18 protein-coding genes are annotated in these 18,799 nt (G+C 66.2%); 7 read left to right on the top strand and 11 right to left on the bottom strand.

What is annotated here, in order from left to right; all coding sequences use genetic code 11:
* Positions 1 to 62: 62 nt before the first annotated feature.
* A complete protein-coding gene (locus tag BLU18_RS04145; RefSeq protein WP_092631897.1) occupies positions 63 to 1,175 on the top strand; it encodes an ArsA family ATPase in 1,113 nt (370 codons plus the stop codon).
* On the opposite strand, the gene BLU18_RS04140 is transcribed toward BLU18_RS04145, so the two are convergent.
* Both BLU18_RS04140 and BLU18_RS04135 read right to left on the bottom strand, forming a co-directional pair.
* Positions 1,172 to 1,996: an SDR family oxidoreductase gene (locus BLU18_RS04140; RefSeq protein WP_092631894.1), complete on the bottom strand. Its 825-nt coding sequence runs from the start codon at positions 1,994 to 1,996 to the stop codon at positions 1,172 to 1,174. The genes BLU18_RS04145 and BLU18_RS04140 overlap by 4 nt on opposite strands.
* Before the next feature lie 25 nt (positions 1,997 to 2,021).
* Positions 2,022 to 2,504 (bottom strand): DUF7984 family protein, encoded by a 483-nt coding sequence (locus BLU18_RS04135; RefSeq protein WP_092631891.1) that lies wholly within the window; start codon positions 2,502 to 2,504, stop codon positions 2,022 to 2,024.
* Positions 2,505 to 2,741: 237 nt separating this feature from the next.
* On the opposite strand from BLU18_RS04135, the gene BLU18_RS04130 reads away from it, so the two are divergent.
* The gene (locus BLU18_RS04130; protein ID WP_092631888.1) at positions 2,742 to 4,664 is read left to right on the top strand and encodes a beta-CASP ribonuclease aCPSF1; all 1,923 of its coding nucleotides are present in this window, start codon (positions 2,742 to 2,744) and stop codon (positions 4,662 to 4,664) included.
* A gap of 85 nt (positions 4,665 to 4,749) precedes the next feature.
* On the top strand, positions 4,750 to 5,139 hold the full coding sequence (locus tag BLU18_RS04125; RefSeq protein WP_092631885.1) for a DUF5684 domain-containing protein: 390 nt from the start codon (positions 4,750 to 4,752) through the stop codon (positions 5,137 to 5,139).
* A 2-nt stretch (positions 5,140 to 5,141) separates the two neighbouring features.
* Here the strand turns inward: BLU18_RS04125 and BLU18_RS04120 are convergent, their stop codons facing one another.
* The 3 genes from BLU18_RS04120 to BLU18_RS14735 are packed head-to-tail and all read right to left on the bottom strand — an operon-like array spanning position 5,142 to position 6,590.
* Positions 5,142 to 5,936, bottom strand: a complete 795-nt coding sequence (locus BLU18_RS04120) for an endonuclease III domain-containing protein (RefSeq protein WP_092631882.1) — start codon at positions 5,934 to 5,936, stop codon at positions 5,142 to 5,144.
* Between the two features lie 36 nt (positions 5,937 to 5,972).
* Entirely contained in the window at positions 5,973 to 6,383 is a 411-nt protein-coding gene (locus BLU18_RS04115) for a DUF371 domain-containing protein (RefSeq protein ID WP_092631879.1), read from the bottom strand.
* Positions 6,384 to 6,434: 51 nt separating this feature from the next.
* Positions 6,435 to 6,590 carry a hypothetical protein gene (locus tag BLU18_RS14735; protein WP_176791174.1) on the bottom strand — a complete coding sequence of 52 codons (156 nt, stop codon included), beginning with the start codon at positions 6,588 to 6,590 and terminating at the stop codon, positions 6,435 to 6,437.
* Between the two features lie 326 nt (positions 6,591 to 6,916).
* Here BLU18_RS14735 and BLU18_RS04110 point away from each other — a divergent pair, with 326 nt between their 5' ends.
* The 3 genes from BLU18_RS04110 (at position 6,917) to BLU18_RS04100 (ending at position 10,107) form a co-directional block, all read left to right on the top strand.
* Positions 6,917 to 7,840 (top strand): coiled-coil protein, encoded by a 924-nt coding sequence (locus tag BLU18_RS04110; RefSeq protein ID WP_092631875.1) that lies wholly within the window; start codon positions 6,917 to 6,919, stop codon positions 7,838 to 7,840.
* Between the two features lie 98 nt (positions 7,841 to 7,938).
* Positions 7,939 to 8,934: a signal peptide peptidase SppA gene (sppA, locus tag BLU18_RS04105; RefSeq protein ID WP_092631871.1), complete on the top strand. Its 996-nt coding sequence runs from the start codon at positions 7,939 to 7,941 to the stop codon at positions 8,932 to 8,934.
* 45 nt (positions 8,935 to 8,979) lie between these two features.
* Positions 8,980 to 10,107: a DUF373 family protein gene (locus BLU18_RS04100; RefSeq protein ID WP_092631868.1), complete on the top strand. Its 1,128-nt coding sequence runs from the start codon at positions 8,980 to 8,982 to the stop codon at positions 10,105 to 10,107.
* Here the strand turns inward: BLU18_RS04100 and BLU18_RS04095 are convergent, their stop codons facing one another.
* From BLU18_RS04095 to BLU18_RS04080, 4 genes are all read right to left on the bottom strand, one after another.
* On the bottom strand, positions 10,108 to 10,914 hold the full coding sequence (locus BLU18_RS04095) for an aldo/keto reductase (RefSeq protein WP_394327319.1): 807 nt from the start codon (positions 10,912 to 10,914) through the stop codon (positions 10,108 to 10,110).
* 63 nt (positions 10,915 to 10,977) lie between these two features.
* Positions 10,978 to 12,216, bottom strand: coding sequence for a digeranylgeranylglycerophospholipid reductase (locus tag BLU18_RS04090; protein ID WP_092631863.1), 1,239 nt, complete (start codon positions 12,214 to 12,216; stop codon positions 10,978 to 10,980).
* A gap of 96 nt (positions 12,217 to 12,312) precedes the next feature.
* The gene (locus BLU18_RS04085; RefSeq protein ID WP_092631861.1) at positions 12,313 to 13,176 is read right to left on the bottom strand and encodes a 2-oxoacid:ferredoxin oxidoreductase subunit beta; all 864 of its coding nucleotides are present in this window, start codon (positions 13,174 to 13,176) and stop codon (positions 12,313 to 12,315) included.
* Positions 13,173 to 14,936 carry a 2-oxoacid:acceptor oxidoreductase subunit alpha gene (locus BLU18_RS04080; RefSeq protein ID WP_092631859.1) on the bottom strand — a complete coding sequence of 588 codons (1,764 nt, stop codon included), beginning with the start codon at positions 14,934 to 14,936 and terminating at the stop codon, positions 13,173 to 13,175. Before BLU18_RS04080 ends, BLU18_RS04085 begins: the two co-directional genes overlap by 4 nt.
* 200 nt (positions 14,937 to 15,136) lie before the next feature.
* Here BLU18_RS04080 and acs point away from each other — a divergent pair, with 200 nt between their 5' ends.
* Complete coding sequence (acs, locus tag BLU18_RS04075) at positions 15,137 to 17,134, top strand: acetate--CoA ligase (RefSeq protein ID WP_092631857.1); 1,998 nt, start codon at positions 15,137 to 15,139, stop codon at positions 17,132 to 17,134.
* Positions 17,135 to 17,141: 7 nt separating this feature from the next.
* Here acs and BLU18_RS14490 read toward each other — a convergent pair whose 3' ends face one another.
* Positions 17,142 to 17,261: a heme exporter protein CcmD gene (locus tag BLU18_RS14490; protein ID WP_143025222.1), complete on the bottom strand. Its 120-nt coding sequence runs from the start codon at positions 17,259 to 17,261 to the stop codon at positions 17,142 to 17,144.
* Positions 17,258 to 18,739 carry a sodium:solute symporter family transporter gene (locus BLU18_RS04070; RefSeq protein ID WP_092631855.1) on the bottom strand — a complete coding sequence of 494 codons (1,482 nt, stop codon included), beginning with the start codon at positions 18,737 to 18,739 and terminating at the stop codon, positions 17,258 to 17,260. Before BLU18_RS04070 ends, BLU18_RS14490 begins: the two co-directional genes overlap by 4 nt.
* Positions 18,740 to 18,799: the final 60 nt, after the last annotated feature.

Genomic DNA, 18,799 nt, shown 5'->3' with positions numbered 1-18,799 from the left:
CCCATGAGTAAGTGTCTTCCCCGTATCGACGGGTACAGGTATCTCGCCCTGTTGCGCCCGATATGAGCGATATAGACGTCGAGGCAGTCGACGAAGTCGAGGACGACGCGACCGAGGGCGAGGTGGTCGAACACGAAGACGCCGACATCGATGTCGAGGCAGCGACCGACCTCCCCGAGGGCGTCGACGCGCCGGAGTACGTCCTCTACGGCGGCAAGGGCGGCGTCGGCAAGACGACGATGGCGGCGGCGACGGCGCTCTCCTCCGCCGCGGACGGCACCGCGACGCTCGTCGTCTCGACGGACCCCGCTCACTCCCTCTCGGACACGCTCGACGTCGACATCCCGCCGCGGCCGACGCGAATCCGTGACGACAGCCCGCTGTGGGCGGCGGAAATCGACCCCGAAGCGGCGATGGAGGAGGGGATGCTCGGCGAGGGCGGCATCGGCGTCGACGACGCCCCACTCGGCGGCTTGGGTGACATCGGCGACGCCCTCGGTGAGGACGCGGTCGACCCGCTGATGGGCGGGTCGATGCCCGGCGCCGACGAGGCGGCCGCGATGCGACAGTTGCTGGAGTATCTCGACGACCCCCGATTCGACCGGGTGGTCATCGACACGGCGCCCACGGGTCACACCCTCCGACTGCTGGAACTCCCCGAGGTGCTCGACTCGATGGTCGGGCGCCTGCTCTCGATGCGCGAGAAGTTCTCGGGGATGATGGAGGGATTCAAGGGCATGTTCGGCGTCGGCGACGAGGGCGAGGAGGGACCGGACCTCGACGAACTCAGCGACCGCATCGAACGCCTCCGTGACGTCCTGCAGGACCCCACGCGCACCGACTTCCGGGTGGTGATGGTGCCCGAGGAGATGAGCGTCGTCGAATCCGAACGACTCGTGGCTCGGCTGGACGAGTTCGACATCCCCGTCAACACCATCGTCGTCAACCGCGTGATGGAGGACCTCGCGGACGTAGCAGAGGTCGACCCCGAGTGGGTCGTCTCGCCGAACCTGGAGGACTGCGAGTTCTGCCAGCGACGCTGGGACGTGCAACAGCGTGCGCTCCGACGGGCGACCGACCTCTTCCGCGGTCACGACGTGAAGCGCGTCCCCCTCCTCGCCGACGAGGTGCGGGGCGAACGCGCCCTGCGCGTCGTCGCGGCGTGTCTGGCCTAGCGGAGGCGGTCCAGCAGGCCGAACGCGCGGTCACGGAGCGAGTCGGGGACGAACCGCCCGAGGACGGTCACGCGGGCGAGCGTCCCGACGGGGACGCGGCTCGCGGGCTTGGTCGAACTCGCGGCGTTCAGGATGTCCTCGGCGACGCGCTCCGGCGACACCGCGCCCAGTCCGCCGCCGCCGATGGCCTGCGTGTCCTCGAACACGCCGTAGAAGGACTCGTAGGCGCCCGAGCGCTCCACGCCCGAGAGTTCCTCCTCGGCGCGTTCGGTGAAGCCGGTGTCGACCGGCCCCGGTTCGACGAGGACGGCGTCGATGCCGTACTCGGCCACCTCTGAGCGGAGCGCATCGGTCATGGCTTCGAGTGCGAACTTCGACCCGCAGTAGACGCCGCCGCCGGGGAAGGAGAGTCGCCCGGCGACGCTGGAGACGTTGACGATGGTTCCCTCGCGCCGCCGTCGCATGTGGGGGAGGACGGCCCGAATCAGTCGATGCGGGCCGTAGACGTTCACGTCGAACTGGTCGTGGACGGCGTCGGTCGGCACGTCCTCCAGCGGGCCGAACTGCGCGTAGCCGGCGTTGTTGACGAGGCAATCTATCCGTCCCTGTTCGTCGAGCATCCGGTCGACGACGCGCTCTATGTCGTCGGGTTCGGTCACGTCGAGGGTGGCGATGGTGCAGCCACGGTCCCCGAGCGTCTCGATGTCCGCGGGGTTGCGCGCCGTGGCGTACACCTCCCAGTCCTCGTCGAGGAAGGCCTCCGCAGTCGCACGACCGATGCCGGACGAACAGCCCGTTATGAGGACGGTCTTCGGTTGCATACCTCGCTCGTCGGCCCGGCGGCAGTTAATCGTTCCCGACGGCGAACGGGCTGTCACGTTCGGTCCACGCCCACCCTGGCAGGCGAGTCTGGAACCCAGCCGCGAGGGCGGCGTCCAGGTCGTCGACTCCCGCACCCCCGTCGCTGTGGATCAACACGTCCGCGATGTGGAAGGTGGCCTGCGCGAGGAGGCCGAGTGGCTCGCCTCCGGCGATGGTCCCCGCCAGCTCTCGGCCGAGGACTTCGTCGACGACGAAGCCCGGGTAGTCGCCCTCGACATCGAGGTCGCGGAGGATGGCCACGTAGGCGGCGACGTTGACCGCGCGGTCGCCGTCCGCGAAGACGGCGTCTACCTCGTCGCGATACGCCTCGACCGTGACCGACCCCACCTCGACGCCGAACGCGTCGGCGAGGCGGGTGCGCGTGTCGTCGATGAGCGTCACCGTGGTGGGCGCCCGGCCGTGAACCCAGTCGTACTCGTCTCGAACTCTCGCCGGTGTGAGTTCCATACCGGCAGTGCGAGGGCCAATTCCTTCGAGTTTGCGAAGGCTTTTATAATACTGGACTGATAGGGTGACTCAAGCGGGTTTTCGCTGCCTCTTCCCGCAGTCGAGCACCTCCCAGACAGGGCGTTCACCGATGCCTACACACGGTACGACAGTGACGAACGACCGTCGACACTCGTCGCCGGTCACGACTGACCATCGGCCACGAACGACCCTCGGGAGGGCTTACCACCGGCACCCATGAGCTCCGTAGACAAGCAACTCGAGGACCTGAAAGCAACGATTGAGGACGAACTACCGCCGGGCATCTCCGTCTCTGATGTCAAATACGAGGGCCCGGAACTGGTCGTGTACACGCGCGACCCGAAGGACTTCGCCAGCGACGGCGACCTGATTCGGAAACTCGCGAGCAAACTCCGCAAGCGCATCACGGTCCGTCCCGACCCCGACGTGTTGATGGACGTGGACGCGGCCCGCGAGCAACTCCGAGACGTCATCCCCGACGACGCCGGGGTCACCGACCTCGACTTCCACGCCGACACCGGCGAAGTCGTCATCGAAGCCGAAAAGCCGGGGATGGTCATCGGCCGGCACGGGTCGACCCTCCGCGAGATTACGCAGGCCATCGGCTGGACGCCCGAAGTCGTCCGCACGCCGCCCATCGAATCCTCCACCGTCTCGAACGTCCGCAACTTCCTCAAGCAGGAACGCGAGGAGCGACGCGACATCCTCGAACGCGTGGGGCGCCAGATTCACCGCGAGGAGATGTCCGACGACCAGTGGGTTCGCATCACCACGCTCGGTTGCTGTCGCGAAGTCGGGCGCGCGAGCTTCATCATCTCGACGGCGGAGACGCGCGTTCTCGTCGACTGCGGCGACAAGCCCGGCGCCGAGGGCGAGGTGCCCTACCTCCAAGTGCCCGAAGCGGCACCGCTCAACTCCATCGACGCCGTCGTCCTGACCCACGCCCACCTCGACCACTCCGCGCTCATTCCGCTCCTGTTCAAGTACGGCTACGACGGCCCCATCTACTGTACCGAACCGACGCGCGACCTGATGGGTCTGCTCACGCTGGACTACCTCGACGTGGCCGCGAAGGAGGGTCGTACCCCGCCCTACGACAGCGAGATGGTCCGCGAGGCGATCAAACACTGTATCCCGCTGGAGTACGGCGACGTGACCGACATCGCGCCCGACGTGAAACTCACGTTCCACAACGCGGGTCACATCCTCGGTTCTGCCGTCTCTCACTTCCACATCGGCGACGGCCTCTACAACGTCGCGTTTTCGGGCGACATCCACTACGAGGACACGCGTCTGTTCAACGGCGCCGTCAACGACTTCCCTCGCGTCGAGACACTCGTCCTCGAATCCACCTACGGCGGGCGCAACGACTACCAGACCGACCAAGCGGACTCCGAACGTAACCTGCTCGAAATCATCAACGAGACGTACGAGCAGGGGGGGAAAGTCGTTATTCCCGCGTTCGCAGTCGGGCGGTCACAGGAGATTATGCTCGTCCTCGAGGAGGCGATGCGGAGCGGGAAGATTCCGAAGATGCCCGTCCACCTCGACGGGATGATTTGGGAGGCGACGGCCATCCACTCCACCTACCCCGAGTACCTGCGTGACGACCTTCGGGACCGCATCTTCCACGAGGACGAGAACCCCTTCCTCGCCGAGGAGTTCAACCACATCGACGCGGGCGAGGACGAACGGCAAGAAGTCGCCGACGGCGATCAGGCGATCATCCTCTCTACGTCGGGGATGGTCACCGGCGGGCCCATCATGTCCTGGCTTCGCCACATCGGTCCCGACCCGGACTCGAACCTCGTCTTCGTCGGCTATCAGGCACAGGGGACGCTCGGCCGCCGGATTCAGAACGGCTGGGACGAGATTCCGATGAACGAGCGCGGCGGCCGTGGCGGCCGCGGCAACACCCTCTCGCTCAACATGGGCGTCGAAACGGTCGACGGCTTCTCCGGCCACGCCGACCGACAGGGCCTCGAAAACTTCGTCAAGACGATGAACCCACGCCCGGAGAAGGTGCTCTGTGTCCACGGCGACGAACGCTCCGTGCAGGACCTCTCCTCGGCGCTCTATCACGACTACAACATGCGGACGTTCGCGCCGAAGAACCTCGAGACCTTCCGGTTCAAGTAGCCGCCGCCGTCCGACGGTTCGGATGCGTTCTGGTACGCGACGTTACACGTCTGATTTTATATGATTGGCGTAGAAACGCGCGTGTATGCCACTTACTGATATGGCAGTTGCCCTCCAACAGGGGGGCGGTGGTGCAGGTGGAATCCTGCTCTCGATAGTGTATCTCGCACTGGTCGTGGCCTACATCGCCGGAACGTGGAAGGCCTTCGTGAAGGCAGACCAGCCTGGATGGGCGGCGATTATCCCCATCTACAACACGTACATCATGCTCAAAATCGGCGACAACGCTTGGTGGTGGCTGCTCGTCTTCTTCGTCCCCATCGTAAACCTGTACGCCCTGTACCGGATGTTTGCCGGCGTCTCGCGGGCCTTCGGACAGGGACTCGGATTCGCACTCGGGCTCTGGTTCCTCGGGTTTGTCTTCTGGCCGCTCCTCGGGTTCGGCGACTACTCCTACCAGGGTCCGTCCGCGTAGCGTCAGGTCGTCTCCGTGGGGTCGACGCTGGTCCCCGCGTCTGGGTCGACGCCGACGCGGTCACACTGGTCGGCGAGCGGACAGGCGTCGAGGCCGTCGAGACAGGCCGGTTTTCTGGCCGCGCAGAACTCCCGACCGAACTGAATCATCGCCGTGTGCCCGAAGCCACACTTCGCTTCGGGAACGGCCGCTTCCAGCGCCGCCCGAACGCCCTCGTGGTCGGCGTCGGGGGGCGCCAGTCCCATCCGGCGGGCGATGCGGTGGACGTGCGTATCGACGGGGAAGACGCCGTTCTGGCCGCCGGCGAACAGCAGGACGCAGTCGGCGGTCTTCGGGCCGACGCCACGCATGTCGAGGAGGCGGTCACGGACCGTCGCCGGGTCGCCTTCGCGGACGAACGCGTCGAACGCGTCGGCGTCGCCGAACTCGGCGATGATTTCCTCGGCGGCCTCGATAATGGCTCGCGCCTTCTGGTTGTAGAGGCCGGCGCTGGCGATGGTGTCCGCGAGTTCGTCGTGGTCGGCCGTCGCGAGTGTCGCCGCCAAGTCGCCGTCGTAGCGCTCCACGAGGGCGTCGAAGGCCGGTTGGCTGGCGGTATCGGTCGTGTTCTGACTCAGAATCGTCCGCACGAGACAGGGGAGGGCGTCGCGGCCGCCGTAGGTCTTCTGCCAGTAGCGGTCGCCGAGGGCATCGACGACGGCTTCGGCCCGGGTGTCGGGGTCGCCCGACGCGAAGCGCGTGTCGATGCCGCCGCCGTCCGAACCGCCGCTGACGTTCGCTGCGGGTTCGTCAGCCATGGCGGGCGTAGGGATGGCGGCGTCAAAAACGCGGCGTCACACGGACAGCGTGCAGGTGAGCGTGCCGTCGGCGTCGAGGTCGGCGATGAGGTCACGGTCGAGGTCCGTCGCCGCGGCGTCGGCGCCGACGGCGATGGTCCGGTCGTCGACGTACGTGCTGGTGCGAACGACTGCGCTCCGGTCGCTCTCGAAGGTGAGGTCGGGATGGCCGCGGGCCTGCACCGTCTGGCTCGCCGTCTCCGTCTCGAGCGTGAGGGTAATCGTCGCGTCGGGGTCGCGACAGGCGGCGACGAAGTCGTCGTCGAAGTCCGACGGCGCGCGGTCGGCCTCGATGCCGACGATGCAGTCGCCCGCGGGCGTCAACCAGTCGTCGGTCGTCAGTTCGAACGTGGTTTCGTGGGTCGCGGCGACGTGTTCGTGGCCGTGCGCTCGAATGACTTCGCGCATGGTCGACTCACGGCGTCGCCTACCGATAGCGGTGCCGATTCGTCCCGCCGCTCACCCGCGAACGACCGTCACCGTCACCGCACCGCAGGCACACTCGTAAGCCCGGCGCTCTCCTGACTCCGTCTGCATCCGGAGGATGAGCGCGTCGTCGTCCAGGGACCGGTCACAGCCGGCCGCCTCGCACGTGCTGGTGAGGTTCTCGAGCATACTTCGGGATAGTTGTCCCACCGACATGAAGCCGAGCCAACCCCGGAGTGAAAGTGAAAGTGGTCTGACCGGCCGTCGTTCATTTATATACTATTGGTAGTTAGTGTGAATCATTCACACGCCCGTTTTCGGGCGTCTTGGTACCGTTTCACAGCGGTCGGACCACCGAAGCACTTATACATATGTCCCGTGTATCTGTTAGTACCAACGCGCCTTCGGCGTCTTGGCGGCATCGCACGCAGAATGATCGGAAATTCTTATACACGGCCGGTCGAAGCACGCAGAGCCGCCAGTATCGCCGGAGCGATGGTATCGAGGTTTCAACAATGGTAACAACAGAAGAAGTACTCGACGAATTCGACATCGACCCCCTCAAAGAGGAGAACAACGTCAACCTCACCGACGACCAGCTCGAAAACGACTCCAAGGGCCAGCTCATCAAGCTCGCGGGCCAGCTCCGTGACCGACGGAACGAGCTCAACCAGATGGCGTCGGAGCGCGCGTCCAAGCGCGACGACCTCAACGCCGAGACCCGAGAGAAGGTCGACGAAGCACAGGAGCACCGCGAACAGCGCGACGACCTCAACGAGCAGGTTCAAGAGCACAAGGAGAGCCGGAACGAGCTGAACGCGAAGGCCAACGAACTCTTCGACGAGGTCGAGGAGCTGAAACAGGACCTCGAGCTCGGCGACGGCAAGGACCTCGAAGAGCTCGAAGAGGAGATCGAACAGCTCGAATTCCGACAGCAGACGGAAGTGCTGAGCGCCGAGGACGAGCGCGAACTCATCGAGAAAATCGAGGACAAGCGCGAAGAGTATCAGCAGCGAAAGGAAAAACTCGACGACGCGAGCGAGCTCGAAGAGCTCGTTGAGGAGGCCGAGGAGGTCCGCTCCGAAGCGTCCCAGCACCACCAGGAAGTGACGGAGCTCGCGGACAAGGCCCAGGAACATCACAACCAGATGATCGAGGCCTACCGCGAGGCCGACGAGATTCGTGACAAGGCCGACGAGATGCACGAACTCTTCGTCGAGGCCCAGGAAGCGGCTGACCGCCACCACGAGGACTTCGTCCGCGTCCAGAAGCGCCTGCGCGAACTCGACAAGGAAGAGGAAGAAGAGCAGGAAGACGAGCGCGAGGCCGAACGCGAGGCCGCCAAGGAAGAGGCCGAAGAAATCTACCAGAAGTTCAAGGAAGGCGAAACCCTCGACACCGAGGACCTGATGAAGCTCCAGAAGACGGGGCTGCTGTAATCGCCGACTAACTCTCTCTTTACCGACGACGCGCGTCGCACTCGACGTGCGTGTTTTTATACGCATCCGCTCCCCAGCGGTGCCTATGGTGAGACAGCGTGAGTGATGTCGACGAACTCGGCCGCCTCGTGGTCGTCGCCGGCGGGGCCCTCCTCGCCGCCGTCCTCGGCTTCGTGCTCTTCGTCGCCGTTCCGGAATCGCTCGCCGACTTCCTCGGCGTCCTCGTCGTCCTCGGCCTCGTCGTCCTCGCGGGCCGCATCGCGACGACCCTCGCCGACTCGGTGTTCCCGACGTACAACGTCGCCGAAGTCCCTGTCGAGGGCCCTATCACTCGCGACGGGGGCGCTCCCGGCCCCCTCCCGGGCGGCGCCATCGGCACCCCCGCCGACGACATCGTCGAACAGATCGAACGCGCCGACGAGGACGACGCCGTCGACGCCCTCTTGGTGAAACTCAACACGCCTGGCGGAGAGGTCGTCCCGAGCGACGACATTCGAAACGCCGCGATGGCGTTCGATGGGCCGACAGTCGCCTTCGCGACCGACACCTGTGCGAGCGGTGGGTACTGGATCGCCAGCGGGTGTGACGAGCTCTGGGCGCGGCGCGCGAGCATCGTCGGCAGTATCGGCGTCATCGGCTCTCGGGTCAACGTCTCCGAACTCGCCGAGGACCTCGGCGTCTCCTACGAGCGTTTCGCCGCGGGCAAGTACAAGGACGCCGGGATGCCCCTGAAAGAGCTCTCCGACGACGACCGTGAGTACCTCCAGGGACTCATCGATGGGTTCTACGACGACTTCGTCGAACGCGTTGCCGAGGGGCGCGACATGGACCCCGAGACGGTGCGCGAGACGGAGGCCCGCGTGTTCCTCGGCGAGGATGCCCGCGACAACGGCCTCGTCGACGCCCTCGGCGACCGGGACGACGTGACAGACCACGTCGAGGACTTGCTCGACGAGTCGGTGTCGGTCCGCGAGTTCGCCCCGGAACAGGGGTTGGCCGCCCGACTCCGCGGCGGGGCGACGGCCGTCGCGTACGCCGCGGGCGCCGGCGCGGCGAGCGTCCTCACCGACGACGAGTTCGACCTCCGATTCTGACCGCTCGCCGAGTAATATTTATTCCAGTAGATAGTTCTCGAACCTGTGACCACGCTGGTGCTGTGTGTCGACCGCGCCGACGATATCGGCCGGACCGTCGGCGTGTCGATGCCAGTCGATGGGTGGGACGCGGTACGCTCGTTGGTGACAGAAGTCGGCCTCGCCGACCCCGAGGATTCGACGGTCAACTGCCTCCTCGAAGGCCTGCGAATCACGCGTGACCTCCGCGCAGACGGCGAGTCGGCAGTCATCGCCGTGGTCTCTGGGTCCGGCGACTCCGCCGTCGGTGCCGACCGGTCGGTCGCCGCCCAGTTAGACACGCTCATCGACCGCCACGACCCCGAATCAGCCATCATCGTCACCGACAGCGCCGAGGACGAACGACTGGTCCCCATCGTGGAGAGTCGTCTCCCCGTCGACTCCGTCGACCGCGTCGTCGTCCGGCAGGCCCGCGACATCGAGTCCACGTACTACCTCCTCAAGCAGTTCCTCGCCGACGAGCAACTCCGCTCGACGGTGCTCGTCCCCCTGGGCGTGGGCCTCCTCCTCCTGCCAGCGTTGCTCGTGCGGTTCTCCGTCGGCGTCGCCCTCGCCGGTCTCGCCTCGCTACTCGGCGCGGCGGTGCTCTACAAGGGTCTCGCTATCGACGTCTATCTCGCTCGCCTCCCCGACCAGATACAGGACGCCCTCTACTCGGGACAGGTGTCGGTCGTCACCTACGCCGTCGCCGCCGGTCTCGCCCTTGTCGGCATCTTTCTCGGCGGCCTCGCCGTCTCGCCAATCAGCGACGGCGTCGTCCTCGTTCCGGCCATGCAGTTTTTCTACAGCAGTATCCCGTGGCTGGCCCTGGCGGCACTCACCGCGAGCGCCGGGCGCCTCCTTGATGAACTCATCGAGGCGGGCCACATCCCCCGCCCATATCTCAACGTGCCCTTCGGCGTCATCGCACTCGGTCTCGTCGTCCGCGGCTTCGCGGGCTACTTCCTCGAACGCGAGAACGCTCTCTCGCATCTGCAGGTGGCGGGACTCACCGTTCACCCGACACAGCGACTCGCGGTGTTCGTGGTGTCGGCCATCGTCGTCTCGCTGGTCGGCGTTCGCGTGGCCGCAAAAGTCGCGTCGGACCATCCCGAGGCGGTCGAGAGCGACACCGAACCGGCGGACCGCTCCTGATTACCAGGGCGAGAAGTCGGGGTCGACCTTCCGGTCGCGCTGGTCGATGTTGTCGATGGTCGCCACGTCCTCGGCGTCGAGGTCGAGCGTCCGCGACGCCCAGTTGTCGCGGATGTGTTCCTCGCCGGTCGCCTTCGGAATCGGGGTGACGTCCTTCTCGTGGAGCCACGCGAGCGACACCTGCGCCTCGCTGGCGTCGTGTTTCTCGGCGACCTCCTGAATCTCGGGCACGTCGAACACCTCGCCGCGGGCGAGCGGCGAATACGCCACCACGTCGACACCGTGGTCGGCACAGGCTTCGCGAAGGTCCTCCTGGGGCAGGAGTGGGTGACACTCGATTTGGTTGGCGAAGATGGGCGCGTCGGCCGTGTCGATGGCCGTCGCCACCTGCTCCGGCTGGAAGTTACTGATGCCGATTCGCTCGATGAGGCCGTCGTCGTAGAGCTGGTCGAACGCCGCCAGCGTCTCCTCGGCGTCGTACTCGCCCGCCGGCCAGTGGACGTACAGCAGGTCCGCGTAGTCGACGCCGAGCTTGTCGAGGCTCTCCTCGGTCGACGAGACCACGTCGTCGGCCGCGAGGTTGTCTATCCACACCTTCGTCGCGAGGAAGATGTCCTCGCGAGGCACGTCGGCCTGTTCGAGGCCGTCGCCGACGGACTCCTCGTTGTCGTACGCCTGTGCGGTGTCGATGTGGCGATAGCCCATCTCGAGCGCCGTCGCGACGCTGTCTGCACACGCCGCCGGGTCGGTGTTCTGCCACGTTCCGAGGCCGAGGCTCGGCATCTCGTCTATCGGGGACTGAGACATAGCCAAAATGAAGGCCGAGGCGCCAAAAGGAGTTGCGGAACCGCAGGTTCGTGCCGCTACGTGCTACCCGCCGGTCAGTCGCTCCTTCGCGAACTTCCCGAGCAGGGGCACGTCGCGCAGGTGGAGAAGGCGCAACATTGCACCGACGTTGCCGGCGTTGGCCTTCGCCAGCATGTCGCTGTCGGCGTCCCGGAGGTCGGACAGCAGCGTGTCGTAGCGCTCGTTGGGCGCGAGATAGAGCAACTCTGTCATCAGGAGGCGCTCGCGCATCCGGGGTGCAACCTCGCTGTGCCAGAGTTTGCTGTAGACCGACATCGCCTCCGCGGAGGTGTCGGGGTCTGCCTCCGTGAAACAGCGGTCGGCGGTGATGGCGGCCATCCGCCCCGACTTCATCCCCTTGTGGATTCCCTCGCCCCACAGGGGGTCGATGGTCGGGACGGTGTCGCCGATGGCCATGAAACTATCCGTACACAGACTGCCGGGCATCTGAATGTGTGCCGAGCCGCGGTGTTGCTGCTTGCCTGAAATGCGCTCGGCGTCTGCAAAGCGCGGGTCGGTGTCGAGCCAGCTATGGAGGTAGTCGTCGATGGCCGCGCCATCTTTGCCGTACTGCTCGTGGCTCTCGTTCTGAATGTAACAGAGTCCGACCTTCGCGGTGTCGCCGCCGGTGTGGAATATCCACGCGTAGCCACCGGGGGCGTAGTTGTGGTCCAGTCGGAGCATCATCGTGTCGGTCAGGTCGGCGTAGTCGGGGTGGTTGACCTCGACGCCGTCCATCTCCCACTCGATGCCGATGGCCTGATGCTTGCGGTCCAAATCGCTGACGCCGAGTTCCTTCGCCAGCGGTGCCGCCGGGCCCGTCGCGTCCACGACGATGTCGGCGTAGGCCTCCTCGCCACCCGCGTAGCGGACGCCGGCAATCGTTCCGTCGTCCATAATCGGGCCATTGACGCGCGAGTCGAAGTGGTAAGTCGCGCCCTCCTCGCGCCCCTCCGCGACGAGCCACTGTTTGAACTCAGCGAACTCGAGGACAGCGCCCGGTTGGTGCTGGACGTAATGGTGGTTCGGCGACTCCAGCACCACGTCGTCGGTGTAGTTCATCACCACCTCGTCCGGCACGCCGAACGAGGCCATCATGGAGGGGAACGTACCGGCGGTCGACTTGTTGCTCTGACGCGGGAAGTCGTCTTCGGGCTCGGCTTCGAGAACGAGGACGTCGTACCCCCGCTGCGCGATGTCGCGGGCGCATTGGGCCCCGGCAGGCCCCGCGCCAGCGACGATCACGTCGAAACGGTCGGACATATCTCTCGATACCCCGAGAGCGTAATCAGTCTTGCTAACCGCGGAGGAAGAGGGTGGTGTGCGAGCGCTCGTCCTGTCGACGTCCAGCCGACAGTATCAGTAGAACTCGCGGACGAGGTCGGTCGCGTCCTCGGGAGCACCGTCGGGGATGTCGGTCATATCGGCGTCGACGCCGTGGCTCTCCTCGTAGGGGACCGAGTCCTCCTCACGGTAGAGGATCCCCTGATACTCCGTGCCTGGGTCGAGGATGCGCGAGCGGGCGTCCTCATAGTCGGTCGGGTCGTGGTCCGTCTCCGCCAGGTCGACGATGGAGTCACGGAAGTAGTCGTACGTGTCCACATCGTTGAACGTCACGCAGGGCGAGAACACGTTGACGAAGCCGAAGCCGTCGTGTTCGACCGCTTCCTTGACGATTTCGGCGTGGCGCTGGGCGTCCGTCGAGAACGACTGCGCGATGAAGGTTCCGCTCGCGGCGAACGCAAGGGCGAGGGGGTTGACCGGCGGCTGCTGTGGCCCCTCCGGCGTCGTCGACGTCTCGAAGTCCTCGCGACTGGTCGGCGAGGCCTGCCCCTTCGTCAAGCCGTAGATGCGGTTGTCCATGACGACGTAGGTCATGTCGATGTTGCGGCGGACGGCGTGGACGAAGTGTCCGGCGCCGATGGAGTAGCCGTCGCCGTCGCCGCCCGCGACCATCACCTCGATGTCGGGGTTGGCGAGTTTGACGCCCGCGCCGACGGGGAGCGCGCGGCCGTGGACGCCGTGGAGGGCGTAGGAGCGCATGTAGGTCCCGATTTTCCCGGAACAGCCGATGCCCGCGACGACGAACGTTTCGTCGGGGCTGTTGCCGGTTTCGGCGAGGGCTTTCATCATCCCGTTCATGGTGCCGAAGTCGCCGCATCCCGGACACCACGTCGGCTGTGCGTCGGACTTGAAGTCAGTGAATCGAACGTTGGAACTCATGCAGCCACCTCCGTGTCGTCGGCCAGAATCGCACCGATTCGCTCCGCGAGTTCGTCCGCGTTGAAGCGGACGCCGTCGTACTTGTTGACACGCGTCACCCGCGTCAGCGCGTCGTGTTCGATCAGGTCCGCGAACTGCCCCGTCGCGTTACACTCCACGACGATGACCGTCTCAGCGTCCTCGATGGCCTCGGTCAGGTCGGGCCGCGGGAAGATGTAGGGCACCGAGAGGAATCGAACGTCGATGCCTTCCTCGTCGAGGTACTCTATCGCCTCGGTCATCGCACCCTCGTTCGACCCCCACGAGACGACGAGTGTCTCCGCGTCGGGGTCGCCGAATTCGCGGGCCTCGAAGGGTTCGCGTTCTTTCGCCGTCTCGACCTTGCGGGTGCGCTTGTCGACCTGGTCGACGCGCATCCCCGTCTCCTCGGTCCGGCGCCCGAGTTCGTCGTGTTCGAGGCCGGTCGACATGTGAACCCCGCCTTCGGTGCCGGGGAAGGCCCGCGGACTGATGCCGTCCTCGGTGATGGCGTGGGGTTTGAACCGCCCCTCCTCGTCCTGCCACTCGCCGACCGTCTCCTCGTCGACGACCTTCCCGCGTTCGATTTCGACGGCGTCCATGTCGAACTCCTCGGGCGGATAGGTCTGTTCCGTGACCGCAAGCGAGAGGTCGGCGGTGAGATACACCGGAATCTGGTATTTCTCCGCGAGGTTGAACGCCTCGACGGTCTTGTGGAAACACTCGGCGATGGTCGTCGGCGCGAGGACGAACCGCGGCACCTCGCCGTGGCCGCCGTAAAGCATGGCGTTCAGGTCGCCCTGCTCCTGTTTGGTCGGCATCCCCGTCGACGGTCCCGAGCGCATCACGTTACAGATGACCAGCGGCGTCTCGCTGGTGGCGACGAGGCCGAACGTCTCGGTCATGAGGTCGATGCCGGGGCCGGAAGTGGCGGTCATCGACCGCGCGCCGGCGCGGGCCGCGCCGAGGGCCATGTTGATGGCCGACAGTTCGTCCTCGGCCTGCACGACGTGGCCGCCGTAGCGCTCGATTCGCCCGGTGAGGTACTCCATCACGTTCGTCGCGGGCGTGATTGGGTAGCCGGCGTAGAACCGACACCCACCGGCGATGGCGCCCATGCCGATGGCCTCGTCGCCGTTCAGGAGGACGTAGTTCTCGTCGGTACACTCCAGGTCGTAGCCGTACTCGTGGTCGTAGTTCTCCCGGACGTAGTCACGGCCCTTCTGAGCCGCCGTCATGTTGTTCTCGACGATGGCCGACCCCTTGTCGCCGAAGCGCTTCTCGAGTGCGCTGTCTAAGTTCTCGAGGGGGAAGTCGCTCACCGCACACGCCGCGCCGAGGGCGACGACGTTGCGCATGATGGCCCCACCGGCCTCCTCCGCGAGGCCCTTGAGGGGGACGTCGAGGCCGATGACCTCGTCCGGAATTTCGACGTCCGCCATCGTGGTGCGGTCCCCGTCGTAGATGATGACGCTCCCCTCGTGGAGTTCGTCGAGGTTCTCGTCGATGGTCCGTTGGGTGAGTGCGATGAGCACGTCCAACCGGTCGACGACACTCTGTACCTGCGATACTGACGTGCGGACTTTGTACGCCGTGTACCCACCGCGGATACGCGACGCGAAGTCCTTCGACGTGAACACGTGCCGACCGGCCCTCGATAACGCCTGGGCGAAGATTTTCCCGGTGGAATCGATGCCGTCGCCGGCTTCACCACCGATTGCCCAGTTGAAGTCCGCAGGCATGCTGGGTTGAAGTATCGCCGGACCAATCAAAAGCCTTCTGTATGGTTCGGGTTCCCGCAAATACCGACGGTCTCCGCCCGCTGTGCTCGCCGATTCGGCCTGATTTGGCCTCGGCAAATCGACAGACAGGACGGCTGACACGCCGTCGAGAACGGATGGCGTAGGTTTATCACGAATGATTGGAAACTCTACCGTGAGTTATGTCCGACGACGACGACATCGAACTGGAGGCACGCCTCGCTGAGCAGGCGGTGTTCGAGCCGTCCGATTCGTTCGTCGAGCAGGCGAACGTCTCGGACCCCGGCATCTACGAGGAGTTCGAGGAGAACTGGCCCGACTGCTGGGAAGCGGCGGCCGACCTCCTCGAGTGGGACGAGGAGTACGACCAGGTGCTCGATGATTCGAACCCGCCGTTCTACGAGTGGTTCACCGACGGCAAACTGAACGCGTCGGCAAACTGTCTGGACCGCCACCTCGACGAGCGCGGTGACGAGACGGCCATCGAGTGGGTGGGCGAACCCGTCGACGAGGACGACCGGTCGTTCACTTACGAGGAGCTCCACCGCGAGGTCAACGAGTGCGCCGCTGCGCTCCGTGACCTCGGCGTCGGCGAGGGCGACGTCGTGACGATGTACATGCCGATGATTCCCGAGCTGCCCATCGCGATGCTTGCGTGTGCGCGCATCGGCGCACCCCACAGCGTCGTGTTCGCGGGCTTCTCGGCGGACGCCCTCGCGACGCGGATGAACTCCGCCGACTCCGAGTATCTGGTCACGTGTGACGGCTACTATCGTCGCGGCGACCCCCTCGACCACCTCGAGAAGGCCAACGAGGGCCTATCCGGCGTCGAACACGAGGTCGAGGACGTCATCGTCACCGAGCGACTCCGCGACGGCGACGGCTTCGGTCACGACTACGCCGACAACCAGCACACCTACGACGACCTCATCGCCGACCACGAGGGCGCGACGGTCGACCCGGTCCAGCGCGACGCCGAGGACATGCTGTTCCTGATGTACACCTCGGGGACCACCGGCCAGCCCAAGGGCGTCAAACACACCACGGGTGGCTATCTCTCCTGGGCCGCGTGGACGAGCCAAGCCGTCCTCGACGTCAAGCCCGATGACACCTACTTCTGTTCTGCCGACATCGGTTGGATTACCGGCCACACCTACATCGTCTACGGCCCGCTCACGCTCGGGACGACGACGATGATGTACGAGGGGACGCCGGACCACCCCGACCGCGACCGCCTCTGGGAAATCGTCGAGGAGTACGAGGCGACCCAGCTGTACACCGCTCCGACCGCGATTCGAGCGTTCATGAAGTGGGGCGCGGAGTACCCCGACCAGCACGACCTGTCCAGTCTGCGACTGCTGGGCACCGTCGGCGAACCCATCAACCCGCGGGCGTGGAAGTGGTACTACAAGCACATCGGGAACGAGGACTGCCCCATCGTCGACACCTGGTGGCAGACGGAGACGGGCGGTATGATGGTGACGACGCTCCCCGGCGTCAAGGACATGAAACCCGGCTCCGCCGGTCCGCCGCTCCCCGGCATCGACGCCGACGTGGTCGACACCAACGGCGAGGCGGTCGGCGCCGGACGCGCCGGTTATCTCACCGTCAACAAGCCGTGGCCCGGCATGCTTCGGACGCTGTATAAGAACGACGAGCGCTACATCGAGGAGTACTGGGCCGAATACTCCGACACTGACTCCGACGACCCCGAGGACTGGGTCTACTTCCCGGAGGACGGCGCCAAACTCGACGAGGACGGGTACGTCACCGTCCTCGGCCGCGTCGACGACGTCCTCAACGTCTCCGGGCACCGCCTCGGGACGATGGAAATCGAATCCGCCATCGTCGGCGTCGAGGGCGTGGCAGAGGCCGCCGTCGTCGGCGGCGACCACCCCGTCAAGGGCGAGGCCGTCTACGCCTACGTCATCACCGAGGACGGATACGAGGAGACCGACGAACTCCGTGACCGCATCATCGCGGGCGTCGAAGACGCCATCGGGCCTATCGCGCGTCCCGAACGCGTCGTCTTCTCGCCCGACCTGCCCAAGACCCGCTCCGGGAAAATCATGCGTCGCCTGCTCGAAGACATCGCCAACGAAGCGGAACTCGGCGACACCTCGACGCTCCGCAACCCCGACATCGTCGAGGACATCCAGCGGAAGATTCGCGACAACTAACCGCGGTTCAGCGGTCCGCTTCTTTTCGGTCGCGCCACACCGCCAGCAGTTCGTAGACGAACACCAGCGCAACGAGCGCCACCGCCCCCCAAATCAGGACGGCGAAGCCGAGCGCCGAGAGCGTCATCGCCGCTCACCTCCGTCGTCGAGGTGGCGAACCCCGTCTCCCAGTCGGTCGAGGTCGTACTCCCGACCGCCGAGCCGCGCGGTCAGCAGCGCCAAGATGGTCGAGACGCCCGCCGCGCCGAGGAAGGAGACGAAGTACGAAGCGGTGGGCAGTCCGCCGAGGGGGAGGACGCCTCGGGCCGGCGGGAAGAAGGCGAGGCCGACGGCGAGGGCGACGGCGCTCGCGAAGAGGGCGCCGCCGGACCACGCCCGCGTCGAGTAGAGACCGTGGAGGAGGGGGATGAACGTGGCCGCGGCGAGGAGGTCAGCGAGGAGAAAGAGGGTGAGGACGGAGTAGCCCTGCGCGCCGACGACGGTGGCGGCGGCGGCGACGACGACGGTCACGGCCCGCGCGGCCGTCGTCAGGTCGTCACCGGCGAGGCCGGTCAGTCGCGGCAGGTCGACGGTGACGATGCTCGCGATGGCGTTGAAGAGCGTGTCGGCGCTCGACACGACGAGGAGGACGGCGAGGACGGCGACGGCGATGACCGCCGGGTCCGGCAGCACCTCGTTCACGACGAGGAAGAAGGAGACGCTGGCGTCGGCGGGCGCCTCGACGAGGCCGAGGCCCACGGCGATGGGGCCGAAGATACCGGCGAGAAAGACCATGGGCACGACGGCGACGGCGGCGACGAGGAAGGAGCGCCGGAGCGTCGCGGCGTCGCGGGCGGCGTACACGCGCTGCCACCACGCCTGATTCAGCATCTCGGCGCCGACGACGGCGACGACGACGTACGCGCCGAACTCCAGCCCCGTCGCGGAGCCGAGGTCGAGGAGTTCGGGCGACGCCTCGACGACGGTGGCGTGGGCGGCGTCGGTGCCGCCGAGTGCAACGAGCGTCACGACGACGCTCACGATGAGCAGGGGGAGGATGAGCACCGTCTGGACGGTGTCGGTGACCATGCTCGCTCGAAGGCCGCCGTAGCCGGTGTATGCGAGGACGGTCACGCCGACGGCCGCCGCCGTCTGCCACCCGGGCACGCCCGCGATGAGCGAGAGCGCGCTCGCGATGCCCGTGAACTCCGCGGCGAGGAAGACGAACATGTACGCGACGCTCACGACGAGGACGTACGTGTACATCGCTGTCCCGTAGCGGGCGTGGGCGTACTCGGTGAGGCTGTGTCCCTCGGGCAGTCGGTCACGGATTCGCGGCCCGATGACGGCGAAGCCGGCGAGTGCGAGCGCCGACCCCGCAGCGTAGCCGGCGACGGCGGTGATGCCGCCGAAGGCCGCGCCCGCCTCCGCAGGGCTGAACAGAATCCACGCCCCCATGCTGGAGGCGACGAGCGTCGCCGTCAACGCGCCGCCGCCCGTCGAATCGCGGGCGGTGATGTAGTCTTCGACCGTCTCGATGCGTCCCCGGGCGTACCACGCGCCCAGCGCCGCGAACGCGAGCAAGACGACGGCCGAGACGGCGACGAGCGTCGTCGCCGTCACCATGGCGTCGTCCCTCCGATTGGGTGATGCATGCTCATCGGTCGACGGTCGACGGAGTAATAG

This window comes from Haloplanus vescus (assembly GCF_900107665.1).
Lineage (GTDB): Archaea > Halobacteriota > Halobacteria > Halobacteriales > Haloferacaceae > Haloplanus > Haloplanus vescus.
Note: the sequence above shows the minus strand (reverse complement) of the source record. Positions and strands in the feature narration are given on the sequence as shown.

What these genes read in the sequence shown, in the direction of transcription:
- BLU18_RS04145 (WP_092631897.1), top strand. Translation starts at nt 63, where the DNA reads ATGAGCGATATAGACGTCGAGGCAGTCGACGAAGTCGAGGACGACGCG.
- BLU18_RS04140 (WP_092631894.1), bottom strand. Translation starts at nt 1,996, where the DNA reads ATGCAACCGAAGACCGTCCTCATAACGGGCTGTTCGTCCGGCATCGGT.
- BLU18_RS04135 (WP_092631891.1), bottom strand. Translation starts at nt 2,504, where the DNA reads ATGGAACTCACACCGGCGAGAGTTCGAGACGAGTACGACTGGGTTCAC.
- BLU18_RS04130 (WP_092631888.1), top strand. Translation starts at nt 2,742, where the DNA reads ATGAGCTCCGTAGACAAGCAACTCGAGGACCTGAAAGCAACGATTGAG.
- BLU18_RS04125 (WP_092631885.1), top strand. Translation starts at nt 4,750, where the DNA reads ATGCCACTTACTGATATGGCAGTTGCCCTCCAACAGGGGGGCGGTGGT.
- BLU18_RS04120 (WP_092631882.1), bottom strand. Translation starts at nt 5,936, where the DNA reads ATGGCTGACGAACCCGCAGCGAACGTCAGCGGCGGTTCGGACGGCGGC.
- BLU18_RS04115 (WP_092631879.1), bottom strand. Translation starts at nt 6,383, where the DNA reads ATGCGCGAAGTCATTCGAGCGCACGGCCACGAACACGTCGCCGCGACC.
- BLU18_RS14735 (WP_176791174.1), bottom strand. Translation starts at nt 6,590, where the DNA reads ATGCTCGAGAACCTCACCAGCACGTGCGAGGCGGCCGGCTGTGACCGG.
- BLU18_RS04110 (WP_092631875.1), top strand. Translation starts at nt 6,917, where the DNA reads ATGGTAACAACAGAAGAAGTACTCGACGAATTCGACATCGACCCCCTC.
- BLU18_RS04095 (WP_394327319.1), bottom strand. Translation starts at nt 10,914, where the DNA reads ATGTCTCAGTCCCCGATAGACGAGATGCCGAGCCTCGGCCTCGGAACG.
- BLU18_RS04090 (WP_092631863.1), bottom strand. Translation starts at nt 12,216, where the DNA reads ATGTCCGACCGTTTCGACGTGATCGTCGCTGGCGCGGGGCCTGCCGGG.
- BLU18_RS04085 (WP_092631861.1), bottom strand. Translation starts at nt 13,176, where the DNA reads ATGAGTTCCAACGTTCGATTCACTGACTTCAAGTCCGACGCACAGCCG.
- BLU18_RS04080 (WP_092631859.1), bottom strand. Translation starts at nt 14,936, where the DNA reads ATGCCTGCGGACTTCAACTGGGCAATCGGTGGTGAAGCCGGCGACGGC.
- acs (WP_092631857.1), top strand. Translation starts at nt 15,137, where the DNA reads ATGTCCGACGACGACGACATCGAACTGGAGGCACGCCTCGCTGAGCAG.
- BLU18_RS14490 (WP_143025222.1), bottom strand. Translation starts at nt 17,261, where the DNA reads ATGACGCTCTCGGCGCTCGGCTTCGCCGTCCTGATTTGGGGGGCGGTG.
- BLU18_RS04070 (WP_092631855.1), bottom strand. Translation starts at nt 18,739, where the DNA reads ATGGTGACGGCGACGACGCTCGTCGCCGTCTCGGCCGTCGTCTTGCTC.